Below are 15,596 nucleotides of genomic sequence, written 5' to 3'. Positions count from 1 at the left end.
CCAAAATTACACTCCCCACGCATTGGACCAAAGTCCAACAGCCATGCCCCCCCTGTCCACGTAGCGCGGCGTCGCCCACGACGCAGCGCCCTCTTCCGCCCACCCCGCCGTTACGGGTTCATCAGCCGCGTCGGCGCGGTGTAGGGCAGCGGGTTGGTCCACGTCCAGGCCTCGGTCGAGCCGCGGGTCCAGATCAGGAACCCGTCGTCCGGCGTGATGTAGAAATCGGAGGCCAAGGCCCCGCTGCTATACCGCCAGGTCTGGTCGGTGGTCCGGTACCACACGTCCTGGCCCGTGGACTTGAGCTCGCGGTCCAGCTTGCGCAGCCGGTCGGAATGCAGGGACAGGGTGGACCCGTGGAACCCGGCCTCGACCAGCTTCATTTCGCTCGGGTGCAGCCGGCACGGCACGCGCGCGCCGACGAGGTTGTAGGCGTAGTTCGGCTCGATGACCTGGGTCTGGACGTTCGTCGGCACGCGGCCCAGGTGCATCATGACAAACGTCTCGCTCTGGTTGGTGGGGATGTTGACCACGAGGCCCTCGTCATACGGCACCGGCCGGTGGTCGGCGGGCTGGTTGATGCCGCCCCACCCGTTGCCCGTCCGCCACTGGTTCGAGGTGCCCCAGTCCAGCAGCCACACGTCCTTCTTGACCACCTCGTTGCTGACGCGGTTGTACCAGCCCACGATGGTGCTGTCCGGGTCGGTGTACGTGGACCCCGCCGGCAGTTCGTGGCCGAGAACATTCTGGAGGTTGTTGCTGTCCGGGATCACGGAGAGCGCGATCCAGTTCTGGCCGGGGAACAGCCGGACGGTCTTCATCCCGTACACCTCTTCGCTGGCCACGCGGGGCGTCCGGTTGGTCTCCCAGCGGTCGGCCGAGGCGGCCCGGTAGAACCGCAGGGTGTTCACCATCAGGCTCGGCGCGATGCGGGCCGGGGTGCCGGTGTCCACCAGCGAGTTCGTCCAACCGCTCTCCAGGAGCGCCCACTGGTTGGAGAGGCCGTCGCTGAAGCTCGTCGCGTCCACGTAGAGAAGGTCGTATTCCCGGCTGACGCCGCCGCTCACGTTGGTGGCGGCTTTCCAGTAGATCTCGGAATAGAGGATGCCCCCGTCGGTGACCCTGACCATGCCCTGCGTGACGTTGAAGCCCGGCAGCACGAGGGTCGCCGTGTCGGACAGCGGCCCCTGGTTGCCGGCCTGGTCCCGGCCCGCGACCTTGAACTTGTAGGTCGTGTCGAAGATCAGGTTCGTGATCGTCACGTTGGTCACCGACATGTTGGTCAGCGACGGGTCGACGACCTTGTCCACGTACAGGCTGCCCGTGGTCGGCTCGGTCTCGTCGTCCGTGTAGTAGACGCGGTACGTGTCCCACGGCGAGAGCACGGCGTAGGTCGGCTCGGCCCGCTCGCCCGCGTTCGTGGCCGCAGTCCACTGCACGATGGCCTCGGAGGTCGGGTCCTCGCCCTCGATGGCCGTCACGCCGACCACCACCGGCGGCGGGTTCGTGTCGATCCGCGCGAGGAAGGCCGACACGTTGCCGTTGGTCCGGTCGTTCGCGCGGTCGTTGTCGTTGTCCACGGCGAAGACATAGCCGGTCAGCACGCCCTGGTACCCGGTCACGTCGAAGACATGGCTGGTGCCCGCGCCGATGGAACTCCCGTCGCCCATCTGCGACGGCTCGGACGAGGTGTAGGACGGGGCCACGGCGCGGTACTCGTACACGCCCGAGACGTCCACCGCCTCCTCCCAGTGCGTCGTGACCGCGGTCGTGCTCAACCAGAGCGGCTCGGCGGAGAGCAGTTGCAGGTCGTCGATGTAAATACCTGGAGAACCGTCTGTTCCGACGCGAATGACGCGCACGGTGACCGCGCTGTCGATCCAGTTGATCTCCCAGGAGTACTCCGCGTAGCTGTCGCTCGTGATCGTGTTGGTCCCGCAGCCCAGCCACTCATCGCCGTCCCACCGCTCGACGGCGAGGTGGCGGTTCGCGCCGGCGCTGCTCAAGCGCGCATAGAGCTTCAGGATGCCCGGATTCTCCCGCGGCGGCAGCTCGAAGTACTGGCCCAGCCCGGCGGTGGTCATGCCGCCCTTGCGCGTGCCCGAGTTCGGGTCGCCGATGTTGACGTAGCCGGTCCCGAACCAGCTTCCCGTCCCCGTGCCGCTGGTGATCCAGTTGGACCACAGGGTGCCGCTGGCCTGGAAGGAGGGCCACCCCTCCGTGGTCTCGAAACTCGTGCCGAGGATCTCCGTGCCCGAGCCCGAGGCGCCCACGAGCGTGATGCCGCCGAGCGCTGGGCCCAGCACGTCGTCGTCGCGCAGCGTGAGCAGGCCGTACTGCTGGTTGGTCAGGATGGCCTGGTCTTCGATCCGGTCCCCGTCCGCGTCGGGCACGGTGGCCTTGACGATGTTGGTGCCGCCGGTCCACAGGTCGCCGACCTGCCCGTAGGTGAAGCTCTCGAACCGCCAGACGTTGGTCGAGATGCCGGCCGCCGGCGCCGGCGTGCTCTCGTCCGCGCTGAACCCGGCCGTGTTCGAGATGATCACCGACCCGATCGTCACCGACATATTCGTCGCCGAGTCGCCCGCCCCGCGCGCGACGCCGGCGGCGTCGCTGACGCCGAGGGTCAGGCGGAGGGGGAAGGAGGCGGACGCCGTGGCCAGGTCGTTGTCGGTCACCCGGAACAGGCGGCTGGTCGTGTCGCCGGAAAGGTACGCGTTGCTGGTCCCCGCGGTGACGTGCAGCACGCGGAGGGTCTCGACGATGTTGGACACCGAGTACACGTCCGCCGGAGCCGGCGCGTTGGTGTCGTCGTCGAGGATGTAGAACCGGATCGGCTCGTTGACCAGGATGCCGCGGCTGCCGTACACGTCCTGGCCGCCGGCGGGCGGGTCGGCCGTGTATTCCCCGCTGCTCCGGTCCTCGTTCTCGCCGCTGACGGTGATGTAGTACGTGTTGTCAAAATCGATGTTCGTGATGCTGAAAGCCGCGAATTGGTAAGTGGTTACGCTCGTGTCAACATTGACCCCGTAGGCGTTGGTGAAGATCCTGTCGTAGCCGAACGCGCTGGTGACGGCGCCGATGCTCAACGGGTCCCAGTTGGGCCACACGCGGCCCTTGTTGGCCGAGATGTTGGTCACCGAGGCCGGGTCGTTGGTGACGAACATCCCGGTCGAGTCCGTCCAGCGGATGGCGAAATCGATCGGGTTGCTGATGTCCGCCAGCTCGGCGTCGTACACGTTGGTCTTGGTGATGCTCTTGTTCCAGCCGGCGTAGTTCGTGCCGATGAACGCCAGTTCGACCGTGGGCGGCACCGGCGGCGAGGGATCGTCCTCCCCGCCGTAGACCATGACCTCGTACCAATTCGTTCCCACGCGGATGTGGTCGAAGAAGCACTCGCCGGCGTTCCCTCCCGCGTCGGCCGAGCCGGCCTCAAGGAAGAGGTAGTCCAGCTTGTCGATGCCGGTGATGGTCCTTTCCATGATCCAGGGCACGGGCTCCTGCATGGAGAGAATGTCGTCGTTGTTGTTCGCCCACGCCATGACCTGCAGCAGGTCCGTGTCGAAGTCGTACTTGATGGCGATGACGTAGGGGTTGCCCGCGGTCAGATCCCAGTCCGTCGTCTGCACGGTCTGGTTGCTGTACATATTCGGAATGGATATCCCAAGGTCGGAGCCGTCGTTGCGGGTCTTGCCGACGCCGAAGTACTGGAACCCGTAACTGGCGTTCGTGCCGAAGCTGACGCCCCAGAACCGGGACGCGTTGTTCTCCCCGCCCTGCATGATCCACGTGGCGTACAACTGGCCGCTGGTGATGGGCTCGAACTGGCGCTTGATCGCGGAGCGCTTGCCGTTGGAGTCCACGTCGAACTTCGCCTTGCGCGCGTAGTCGCCGCCCTGCGCCGGCAACAGTTGCAGCGACACGCTGAAATTAACGTCATCGATCCAGATGTCGCCCTCGTCCCACGCCCCGGACCACGCGCCCTCCCAGCCCGTGCCGCCGTTGGCGCCGGCCAGGTTGTTGAAGTCCGCGTAGCTGTTGAACGGCTCCTTGATCACCTTGCCCGCCCGCGCCCAGGTGGTGTCGTTCGCCGTCGGGATCGTCGCCGCCGTCCGGTAGTTGTATGTCTGCGCGTTCGCGCCGTCCCAGTTGTAGGGCATGATTGAGAAGTTGTACTGCGTGTTCTCGGCCAGCCCCACCGCCGAGAACGACGTCCCGACGACCAGCCCCGTGATCGTGTCCGCGCCGAAGGTGTCGCCCACCGAGTAGGCGCGCCCGTCCGTCGGCGTGCCCGCGGGGTCCACGCCCTGGCGGATCAGGATCATGTACCCGTCCGCGCCCGCGGCCGCGCTCCACGACAGGTCGATCTGCGTCTTCGACACCGCCGTCGCGGTGAAGCTGCCCGCGTGCGCGGAAGGCTCCGTGGACAGCGTGTACAGGTTCGTCACCGGCGCGCCGGCCGTCAGGTAATTCTCCGCCCCGCCCGACCCGTTGAGCTCGAACGCGGCGAAGTGGTAGAGCGTCTCGGCCGACAACCCCGTCAGGTTCTCGCTCGTGCCGGTGTCGAGGTAAAGGGCCTTGGAGGCGGCGCCCACGCCGCCGGCCGAGCCCCAGGCCGGATCGGCCGCGTAGCCCGTGCCGTTCGTCGGCGACTCCGCCGCCGCGCCGGAGCGCCCGACGAGCAGGACCTGGGCCCCGTCTCCGCGCGTCCAGCCCAGGCTCATCGTCGTTTCGTCCACGGCGGTGATCGCCAGCGCGGTCGCCGCGGCCGTCGGCGGGTCGTCCAGCGTCGTCCGGCTCGCGGGATTGCCCGAGGCCGAATTGGTCAGGTAGTTCTCCGACCCGCCCGAGCCGTTGTACTCGTAGACGCGGAAGTGATAGACGGTGTCCGGGCTTAAGCCGGTCACGGGCACCGAGTTGCCGCTGCCGTTGTAGACCACGTAATTGCCGGTGCCGATCTCGGCCCCGTCGCCGAAGTTCGCGTCCGCCGCGTACGTGGCGGCGTCGTCGGGATCGTCGTCCACCGCGGCGCCGGCGTGGGCCACGACCACCCGGTTGGCCCCGTCGCCCGGGGTCCAGCCGACGGTCATGCCCGCGGTCCCGAACGAGCTGAAGACAATCGTGGTGGCCTGTACCGTGGGCTCGGAGGTGTTCGGGGTGAAATCCAGGACCAGGTTGCCGCCGCTGGCGCTCAAGGCGAACTCGCCGCCGGCGACGTCCGTGCTCCAATAGGTGTTCGTGTTGAGCAGGAAGTTGGCGGCGTCCGCGATGCCGCCGACAATGAGATTCCAGCTGTAGCTGGAGGCGTTGTTGAAGTTCGAGAGCTGGCTGTCCTCGACGTAGATCGTGGTCGTGGCGTTGATCGTCGCCGCGCCGTCGTTCTCGATGAAGTCGCGGTCGGACGTGTCCGACGCGTCGCCGAGCCGGAACCGGCCCGCGGAGCCGTTGTTCATCGTCAGCGACGCCGCGCGCAGCCGGGCCCGGGAGGCGGAGAAGGGATTCGGGCGCGCGGTGCCGTTGACCGTCAGGTCCCCGACCCGGCCGCCGCCCATCAGCGTCGCGCCCGCGGCGACGGTCACCGCCGAGGCGGTGTTCGTGCCGTTCTGCGCGAGGATGCCCGCGTTGACCGCCGTCGCGCCGCTGTGCGTGCTGGCCGCGGTCAGGATCACCGCGCCGTCGGCCTGCTTGGTCAGCGTGCCCGTGCCGCTCATCACGCCCGCGTACGTGCCGGTCGTGACCTGGTCGAACACGACCGCCGAGTTGTTCGTGATCGCCCCCTGCAGGCCGGCCGCGTGGCCCTGTAGCGTGCCCGCGCTGACGGTCGTCCCGCCGGAATAGGTGTTCGTGCCCAGCAGGACCATGAGACCGGTGCTGTTCTTGGTCAGCGCGCCGTTTGAAATAACGCCCGTGTAGGTGCTGGTGCTCAACACCGAAACGGCGCGAGGGCCGGCGTTCAGGTCCACCGCGCCGGACAAGGTCAGGTTCCCCCCGCCGGTATGGCCGTTGGTCACGCCCCCGTTGAGGAGGAGGGCCTTCGCGACCGTCCGAGCCGTCGTGCCGTCGCTGCGCAACGTCGTCCCCTCGGCCATCGTCAGCGTCCCGCCGGCGACCAGGCCGGAGCCCGACGTGTTCGGGCCGATTCGGAGTTCGCCCCCGCTAAGGGTGATGCTGCCGGTCAGGTCCGAGGGCGGGCGCAGGATGAGGAAGCTCGATCCGGTCTTCTCGATGGCCCCGCTGCCGGCGGTCTTCGTGGCGTTGGCGAGCGAGCTGCCGGAAAGCATCTGGAAGCTGGCCGTCGTGTCCAGGGTCAGCGTATTCCCGGCCAGGTCGATCTGCGCCGACGGGTACAGGCCGCCGGCGTCCACGGCGATCTTCGCGTCGCCGCCGAGCGTGATGGCCCCCGCGTACGCGCGGCCCGTGGAATCCACCTTGCGCAGCGCGCCGCCGCCGGCGACGCCCGTCCCGGTGATCGTCAACGCCTCGTTGGTGGAGTTGCCCGGGAACTTCAACTGGAGTTCGCCGCCACTGGCCACCACCGTCCCGCCCGCGACCGTGCCGAAGCCGTTCGAATGCACCAGGCAGACCACGCCCTGGGTGATCGTCATCACGCCGCTGAAGGTGTTGTTGGACAGCGCCAGCGTGCCCGGCCCGACGTTGGTCCAGTTGGCCGAGCCCTGGATCGCGCCGCTGACCGTCGCCGTGCTGCCCGGCGCGACCCAGATCCGCGGCCCGTGCACCGCGCCCAGCTCGACCGAGCGGGTCGCCGCCAGCGTGAAGACGTTCGTGAAGCCCAGCGTGCCCGTGCTCCAGACGTTGATGTTCTCCGCCGCGCCGCCCGGCACCGCGCCCGCGGCCTGGTCCCGCCCGAGGACCAGCAGGCCCGCCGGGATGTGGGCGATGCCCGTATTCGAGCTGATGCCCGTCAGCGTCAGCGTGCCGTCGCCGACCTTCTGCCAGGCCGCCGAACCCACCAGGCTGCCGTTGTAGCTCACCGCGTTGCCGGCCGTCACGCCGATCTTCGGCGTCGCCACCGTGCCGAGGGCGATGCCGCGGTTGGCGTCCAGGGCAAACGAGGCCGTGAACTGCAACGTACCGCTGGACCAGATGTCGAAATGGTTCGTGGAAGGCGCGCCCGGCGCGATGCCGAAGTACCGGTCCCCCGCCCCCTGGAGAACCCCGTTCTCGATCTGCGAGCCGCCGGTGTAGGTGTTTGTGGACACGCCGAGGGTCATCGTCCCGCCGCCCAGCTTGATCAGGCGGTTCGTACGCACCGTGGAGGTGCTGTCCGCCGCCAGGCCGTCCGCGATCAGGCCGTCGATGCTCCGGCTCGCGCCGTCTCCGCCGAACTGCACCAGGCCCGTGTCCTCCACCTGCGTCGTCTGCTTCCAGAAGGAATCCTTGCGGTTGTCGCCCGCGCTCCAGATGTAGCGCCGGTCGTCATTCAGGAAAATCGAGTAGGCGTCCACCCGCTGCGACGTGGCCGGAGAACCGGCCATCGTCCGGTCGTACTTGGTCTTGCCGTTGAGGTCCACGTTGTAGGTCGAACTCGATGTGACCTTGACCTTGACCGTGTAATCCGCGCCCGACGAGCCCGCCGGGGTGTTGGTGAAGGACTCGCCGGCGGCGCTGTCGATGACGTACCACGACCCGATGCCCCCGCCCGATCCGTAGTTGCCGCCGTCCTGCCGCACGGAAAGCTGCGAGCCGCTGATCCGGTTCGCCCAGTTGCCGGTGGACCCGCCCCGGTTCAGCGAAAGCCCGAGTTCCCCGTAGTAGACGCCGTACGTGTAGACGCGGATCGTGAACTCGTCGCCGACCTGGAGGTTGCGCGCGGAGGAGGAGGTCGCGCTGCCGGTGCGGAAGGTTTTCCAGGCGACCGTATAGCCCTGGTCGCCGTCGGCCCACATGCCCAGTTCGGTGCTCGATCCGGTGTCATACGTGCCGCCGTTGCTGTCCCAGCGGGTGTCGTACTGGTTTTGCTGCTGGGTGTACGTCACGGTGGCGGCGGGAACCGGTCCGGCCGCCAGCCAGCACGCTGCCGCGACGAGCGCCACGGCCGGCCCCCACGGCCCGCGTAGGCGTGCCCAACGCAACGACACCACTTCTTGCGCGGAAGTGTCAGGTTTCATCGTGTACCTGCCTCATCCCGGCTTTCCGGATCGCCGACTTTTCGTTATTTTTCTGGGGACCACACCGCTTCATCCGTTCTGTCGGCAGAACGCGATGATCTATCCCGCATGTTGTGCCCCCTGTGCTCTATAATACGCTTCCCTTAAAATAGAATAAGGTTTTTCGCGGGTATTGTCAAACGGGCGGGCCCCGGGCCCGAGGCGCGTTCGAACCTTTAAAATCAAGGCGTTACAAGCCGCGCGAGGCGGGTCAGGGTTCCTCGAAGGCCCGGCCCTGCTCATACAGGGCCAACCGGGCGCGAAGGGCCTCGGCCAGCGGAGAATCGCCGGCTTTTCCCGCGCCTTCCAGGGCTCGCCGGGCCGTATCCGCGGCCTCGGCGAAACGGCCGGCCGCGGCGTAGGCGGCGGCCAGGGTATCGAGCATGTCGGGTGAAGCCTCGGCGGCCGGCGTGCAGGCGCGCTCCGCCAGTTCCAGGGCTTCCCGGCGGCGGGCGGCGCTTTCGCCCTGCCCGGTGGCCAGCAGCCAGGCCAGGTCGTTCAGGGCCGGCCGATAGTCCGGGTTCCGGCGCAGCGCCTCGCGCAGCGCGGACTCCGCCCTCGCCCGGTCGCCCCGCTCGCGCCAGACCAGGGCCAGGTCGCGGGCCGCGTCGGGCAGGTCCGGCCGGGCTCGCGAGGCCGCCAGCAGCGCGGCCACCGCCTCGTCGGTGCGCCGCGTGCGCAGGAGCGCATGGCCGAGGTTGTACATCACGAGCCCGTCGGCCGGCCGCAGGGCCGCGGCCCGGCGCAGGATCTCGACGGCCTCGGGAAAACGGCCGGTCCGCGTCAGCACGCTGCCCAGGTTGGCCAGCGCGAGGCCGTCCTGCGGATCCAGGTCGACGGCCGCCCGGTAGTGCGTCTCCGCCTCCTCCAGCCGGCCGAGCCGGGACAGGGTGTTGGCCATGTTGTAGTGCGCGATGCCGGTGTTCGGCCGCTCCTCCAGCACGCGCCGGTAATGGGCCAGGGCTTCCTCGCGCCGCCCCAACCGCTCCAGCGCGAACCCGGCGTTGAAATGCGCCACCGGGCTGTTCGAGTCCACGGCCAGGGCCTGCTCGAAGAAGGCCAGGGCGGGCCCGGGCCCCCGGGTCGCGTCCTCGATGTTGCCGAGGTTGATCAGGGTCTCGGCGTACCCCGGCTCCAGCCGCCGCGCCTCTTCGAACAGGCGCCGCGCCTCGGCGTGCTCGCCGCGCGCGGCCAGCAAAATCCCCAGGTTGTTGGCCGCCAGCCAGGCCCCCGGGTTCCGGGCCCACGTCACGCGCCAGAGGGTCTCTTCATCCCGGTACGCCGAGCCGCGGAACCAGGTCAGCGCGCCCAGCAGCACAAGAACCAGCGCGAGCAGCCCGGCGGCCTCCTGCTTCCAGTCCTTGAGTACCGATGCGGCGCCCGCGGCCGCCAGCGCGATCAGCGCCGGCGAACCGAAGTAGATCCAGTGATCGGACACGAGCGTGTAGCGCATCATGTAGAGCACGTGCAGCAGCACCAGGGCCGGCGCGGCCAGGAAGAAATAGAGCGCGGCGACCAGCGGCCCCTTCCCCCACCGGCGCCGCGCCCGCCAGAGCCCGGCGAACAGCGCGGCGAGCGCGACCACCGCGAGCCACGACCCCGCGCGGCCCGGGTCGAGATTCCATTTCGGATACAGGAAATTCAGGCCGGCCGGCCAGAGCACCTTCGCCGCGTAGAACCAGAACGACCGGCCCGCCAGCAGGATCCGTTGCAGGGAATCCAGCTCGAGGCCCGGCCCCTTGCCCCAGACCAGTTTCTGCTCCACCCAGATCGTCACCGCGCCCATCAGCAAACCCGCGGCACAGAACGGGAGCACGGCGAGCGCGTCGCGCCGCTCCACGCGCGGCTTCCGCCACCACGCGATCAGCAGCAGGAGCACGGGCAGCACGGCCGCGGCCGTCTTGCTCAAGACCGCGGCCACGTAGGCCAGCAGGGCCAGGGCATACGGGCCCGCCCCGCGCCGCCGCTCCCAGTCGTCCCAGGCCAACAGCGTCAGCAGCATGAAGAAACCGGAGAGGACGTTCTTCAGTTCCGTGATCCAGGCCACGGACATCGCGTGGATCGGGTGCACCGCGAAGATCGCCGCGGCCGCCCACGCCCCGGGCAGGCGCCAGCGGCGGAGCAGAATCCAGAACAGGACGGCGTTCAGCCCGTGAAGCACGACGTTGACGAGATGGTACGGCAGCGGGTTCAAGCCCCAGAACCGGTGCTGGACCCAGAACGCCGTGAAGGTCAGCGGGTAGTACTGGCAGGTCGCGTTTTCCCTCACACCCAGCCAGATATCCCGCAGCCCGCGCCACGAGGTCAGCGTCGGATTCTCCGTCACATGGTTGTCGTCGTCCCACACGAAGCCTCCGCGCAAGGCGGGGACATAGACCGCGAGCGTCAGCAGCACGAGCGCCGCCGCCGCGAGCCAGGGTTTTTGAGGGACAGAGACTTTCATGGATTGGGAGGAGGGGTTCAGGATTCAGGGTTCAGGGTTCAGGGTGGATATCTATTCCAGTTGCATAGACCCCTGCGGCCTTAAGGGGATATGCAATTCTACTCCATGTAGGGTTTACCGTCTTTGTAGATGACCAGCCGGGATCGCAAGTCGGAGGCCAGGTTGGTTCGGCCTGCTTCCTCCGCCAGGAGCGCGGCGGCCTCCGCGCGGGCGGCGGCCTGCGTGTAGTCGCCGCCCCGGGCCAGCGCCGCCGCCAGGGCGTCGAGCACCTGGGCATCGCGGTAGCCGGTCAGGCGCGCGGCCTCTTCGGCGAAGCGCAGCGCCTCGTCCACGGCCGGCGCCCGGGCCATGGGATGCGTCGCCAGCGTCCAGGCCGCCTCCGCCAGCCAGGGCACGTAGTTCGAGTACAGGCGCAGGGACTCCTGGTAATGGGCCAGCGATTCATCCAGCCGGTTCAGCCGGGCCAGCGCGCCGGCGATGTAGAACAGGGGCTGCGCGTCGTCGGGACGCAAGCGCGCCGCCTTGTTCATCATCTCGATGCTGTCCGCCCACACGCCCTGCCGCGCCAGGATCACGCCCGCCCCGAACCAGGACTCCCAGAGCTCCGGATCCAGGCGGGCGGCCTCCTCCAGCTCGCGGAGCGCCTCGGCAGGGCGGTTCAATTCCGCCAGCAGCGCGCCCAGGCTGCTGTGCGCCTGCGGGTCCCCGGGATCGAGCCGGACGGCCCGGACCAGTTGTTCCGCGGCCTCCTCGCGCCGGCCGGCCTTTTCCAGCGTGACGGCGAATTGGCGCAGGACCCGGGGATCGTCCGGCCCGGCCGCCAACAGATCGCGATACTGCGCGATCGCCTCGTCCAGCCGCCCCTGCTCCGCCTGGATGAAGGCCAGGTTTACCCGCGCCTCGCGGTGCCCCGGGCTCACGCGCAGGGCCTCGGCGAAGTGCGACAGCGCCTCTTCCGTCCGGCCCAGGCTGAACAACACCGCGCCCAGGCTGCTCAAGGTGTCCGGCGCGCCCGGCTTGTACACGAGCGCCTCCTGCAGCATCCCGCGCGCCGCCTCGAACTGCTGCTGGTCCGCCAGGCCCATCCCGAGATTGTGGTACAGCGCATGCAGGAAGCCGGGATCCTCGGCCGCGGTCTTCTTGAACCAGGCCTGCGCCTCCTCCGCACGGCCGGCCCGGCTCGAGGCGATGAACTGCTCGTAGTACCATTTGGCCAGGTTCGGCCGGTAGCCGGTATAGTTGATCGCGGCCAGCACGTAAATCGCCGCCCCCGCCGCGGCCGCCCGCGCGGCGGGACCGCGCCGGCCCTCGCGCCAGAGCTGCGCCAGCCGCGCGACGCCCGCCGCGCCGAGGATGAGCAGGAACGGCACGACCGGGAGCCGGTACCGCCCCGCCACGAAGAAGGGAAGATGACTGAAGAAAATTGCGCCCACGTACAGGAGCATCAGCACCAGCGCGGCGAACGTGTCCGGCGGCGCCGCCCGGCGCCGCCACAGGATCAGCCCGACACCGCCGAGCGCGAGCAGCAGCGGGAACGAGTTCGGCAGCCAGCGGAGCACGGGCGAGAATTTCCGCTCGTAGTAATCCTCCTTGTTGTGACCCAGCTCGACGGGTCCCCAGAACAGCAGCGCCTTGCGGCCGAGCAGGCGCAGGAACGCGCCCGGCTGCTGCCGTATGAACTTCAGCGCCTCGCGGGTGAAATAGCGGGACACCCCGGAGTCCTTCAGCGGCCGGCCGACGCGGGCCTCGACCGCGCGCGCGATGGCCGGGTAATCGAACGACGTGCCGAACACGCCCAACCCGGGGAGATAGAACGTCACCACGCCCGTCGCCTGGGGATGGTTGCCGATGTACAGGTTGATGCCCGCATTGGACGAGATCGCCACGGCGTCGCCGGCCGTCACCACGTTGCGCAGGGCGGCCGGGAAGATCGCCGCACCCAGCCCGAGCACGAAGGCCAGCGCGGGCGCCCGCCAGGCCCGCGGCGTTTTCGCGCGCCGCGCGAGCCAGAACAGCCAGCCGACCACGGCCGGCGCGAAGAGCAGTCCGTTGGGCCGCACGAGCGCGTAGAGGCCGAGCAGCAGCCCGGCCGCCAGCGCGCGGAGCCGCGCGCGGCCGCCCAGCCCCGCGCCCAGCGCCAGGACGGTCAGCAGGCTCAACGTCACCAGCAGCACGGGCTCCAGCAACTCCGCCTCGAAATAGACCAGGCCCGCGTGGAGCGCCAGGAAGGCCGCCGCCAGCACGCCCGCCGGGGCGCCGAACCACCGGCGCGCGAGGAGAAACGCCAGCCAGGCATTCAGCACGCCCAGCGCCGCCTGCACCAGGCGCGGGACGAGGTAATCCGTCCCCAGCACCCGGTAGACCGCCGCGAGGAAGAAGGGGTAGCCGGGCGGACGGAAGTAGGCGCGCGTGGCGATCTCCGGATCGGGCTGGCCGGGCGGCGGCGTCCAGATCCCGGAGACCAGGCCGCGGGCCCAGTAGTCGTGATAGGCCGCGTCCACTTCGGGATGCGTAAACGCCGGCTTGTCCGCCTCCGTGAACAGGTACGCGCCGCGCACGAGGAGGGCCAGCACCAGCACGCCGGCGAGCGCGAGGCCGGAGCGGGACCGTCGGCGGGGTCTCGGGTCTTTCTGTTCAGGGCGCATGCGCGGATTCCGTTTCGCGGTACGGCTGCCGATGTTCGTACAGATTCCGCCGCGCTTCAAGCGCTTCGCGCGCGGCGCCGGGCGGGGTATAGCGCAGGGCCAGGCTGATCATGCGCTGCGCCTCGTCGAACTGGCCGGTCTCCGCGTAGGCCGCCGCCAGCGTATCCAGCAACTCGGGATCGGAATGGCCCGCCGCCTCGCTCGCGCGGGACGCCAGTTCCACGGCGCGCGCCCCGTCGCGGTATTTCGCGTCCGGGTGCGTGGCCCGCAGGCGGGCCAGGCGATTCGCCCGCGCCGCGTTCGCGGGCTCCGCCTTCACCGCCTGCTCGAACAGGGCCAGCGCGGCCTCCAGGTCGCCCAGGCGCTGGCGGATGACGCCCAGTTGAAAAAGGATTTCCGCGGAAGACGGAGCCCGGCGCAGCACCCCGGCGAATTCCGCCTCGGCCGCCTCGCGGTCCCCGGCCTGCCACAGCGCCTCGCCGAGCCGGAGCCGGATCGAAACGTGGTCCGGGTAGTCCGCCGCCAGGGCGCGCAGCCGCTCGACGGCCCGGGCCGACTCGGCGGATTCGCCGATCGCGCGCGCGAGGTTGTTCAGCAACTGGACATCGTCCGGCCGCCACCCGAGGGCCCGGCGCATGAACTCGATGCCTTCCTCGTGCCGCCCGGCCCCGGCGAGGAGCGCGCCCAGGTTGCTGTGCCCCTCGAAGTAATCCGGGTTCACCTCGATCGCCCGGCGCAGGTGCGCGATGGCCTCGTCCATCCGTCCGCGCCGCGACAACAGCGCCGCCAGGTTGTTGAGCGCCTCGAAGTAGGAAGGATTGAGTTCGACCGCCTTCTGCAGGGCGGCCAGGGCTTCCTCCTCCCTGCCGATGATGCGCAGTTCGGTGGCCAGGTTGTTCCAGGTCTTCGAACTGCCGGGATAAAGCTCCAGCGCTTTCCTATAAAGGTCGATGGCGGCGACCGGGTCCCCCTGCTGCGCGACGTAGAGGCCCAGGTTGCTGTACGCCACGGCTGCGCCGGGATTCCGCTCGATGACATGCCGCCACAAGACGCCCTGGTTCTCGAAGGTCCGGGCGTGCCGCCAGGTCAGCAGGCCCAGCGCGAGCACGGGCGCCGCGAGGAGGGCCCCGCGCAGGCGCGGAGAGCGCAGGCGCGCGGGCAGAAGAAACAGCGCCGCCGCGGCCACGGGCAGCACGCCCAGGCTCGGCAGGTACGCGAAATGGTCCGCCACGAAGGCGTGCTGGAGCACGAAGTTGATGTCCAGAAAAGGGATCGGCAGCACGGCCGCCGCGAAGAAAAGGAGCCCCAGCGCGGGGGCGCGCCCCCACGCGCGGCGGCCCGCCCACAGCCCGATCCCGAGCAGCCCGGCGGCCGCGAGCGGCAGGTACTGCGCCGGGCGGGACGGGTCCACCGTCCACGTCGGATACACCATCATCAGGTCGGCCGGCCAGAACAGCTTGCCGAGGTAGAACCAGAACGACCGGCCCGCCACGATCCACCGCTCGCCCGTGGTGAACACCGCCGACAAGCCCTCGACGTTCCGCGACTGCTCCAGGTTCACCGTCACCAGGACCGGCAGGAACGCGACGACGGTCAGCGCCAGCGCGAACGCGACCGTGCGCCAGGGCAGGCGGCCCCGGCGCCAGAACTCGATCAGCAGGATGGCCAGGGGCAGCGACACCACCGTCGTCTTGCTCAACAGCGCGCAGGCGAACAGCACCAGGCACAACAGGACGCCGCCCCAACCCTGAAACCTGAACCCTGAACCCCGAAGCCTCGCCTCTGAAACGCCCAACCACGTCCAGATCGCGCCGAGGTAGAAGAAGCCGGACAGCGTGTTCTTCAGTTCCGTCGCCCAGGCCACCGACTGCACGTGGAGCGGGTGGAGGCCGAACAACAGCGCCGCCGGCACGGCGGCGCGCACCTTCAGGCGGCGCAGGATGAGCCAGACCAGCAGGGTGTTGGCGACATGAAAACCGAGCGTGACCAGGTGATAGCCCAGCGGCTGGACGCCCCAGAGGCGGTACAGCAGCCAGAACACGGTCATGAGCAGCGGGAAGTAGTGCGGGTTGTCCTTCGGGCTCGTCCAGATGGTTTTCAGGCCGGCGAGGTCGCGCAGGTGCGGATTGTCCGTGATGAACTCGCCATCGTCCCAGATAAACCCGGCCTGGAACACGGGCGCGTACGACAGGATCACGGCCGCCGCCAGGAGCCCGGCGGTGATCCACAGGCGGCGCAACAACTCTTCGCTGGGCGTGGCGTCCGGATTCATGGTGCGCGCCGCGAGCATACCAAAGCGGCGCCCTGCTTCAAAGCCCGCCGGCGGCGGCCTCGGGACCA

Annotated in this window: 4 protein-coding genes; all 4 read right to left on the bottom strand. The window is 69.3% G+C overall.

Annotated features, from left to right (window positions below; all coding sequences use genetic code 11):
- Positions 1-110: 110 nt before the first annotated feature.
- Positions 111-8,054 carry an autotransporter-associated beta strand repeat-containing protein gene (locus tag KA248_10580; GenBank protein ID MBP7830351.1) on the bottom strand — a complete coding sequence of 2,648 codons (7,944 nt, stop codon included), beginning with the start codon at positions 8,052-8,054 and terminating at the stop codon, positions 111-113.
- Positions 8,055-8,379: 325 nt separating this feature from the next.
- On the bottom strand, positions 8,380-10,611 hold the full coding sequence (locus KA248_10575) for a tetratricopeptide repeat protein (GenBank protein MBP7830350.1): 2,232 nt from the start codon (positions 10,609-10,611) through the stop codon (positions 8,380-8,382).
- 98 nt (positions 10,612-10,709) lie between these two features.
- Complete coding sequence (locus KA248_10570; protein MBP7830349.1) at positions 10,710-13,256, bottom strand: tetratricopeptide repeat protein; 2,547 nt, start codon at positions 13,254-13,256, stop codon at positions 10,710-10,712.
- Complete coding sequence (locus KA248_10565; GenBank protein ID MBP7830348.1) at positions 13,246-15,528, bottom strand: tetratricopeptide repeat protein; 2,283 nt, start codon at positions 15,526-15,528, stop codon at positions 13,246-13,248. The genes KA248_10570 and KA248_10565 overlap by 11 nt, the downstream gene beginning before the upstream one ends.
- Positions 15,529-15,596: the final 68 nt, after the last annotated feature.

The sequence above is a fragment of the Kiritimatiellia bacterium genome, assembly GCA_018001225.1.
Classification (GTDB): domain Bacteria; phylum Verrucomicrobiota; class Kiritimatiellia; order CAIQIC01; family JAGNIJ01; genus JAGNIJ01.
This window is presented reverse-complemented; position numbering and strand designations above follow the sequence as displayed.

Excerpts from the sequence above, each read along its gene's own strand:
- KA248_10575 (MBP7830350.1), bottom strand. The coding sequence starts at position 10,611 with ATGAAAGTCTCTGTCCCTCAAAAACCCTGGCTCGCGGCGGCGGCGCTC.
- KA248_10570 (MBP7830349.1), bottom strand. The coding sequence starts at position 13,256 with ATGCGCCCTGAACAGAAAGACCCGAGACCCCGCCGACGGTCCCGCTCC.
- KA248_10565 (MBP7830348.1), bottom strand. The coding sequence starts at position 15,528 with ATGAATCCGGACGCCACGCCCAGCGAAGAGTTGTTGCGCCGCCTGTGG.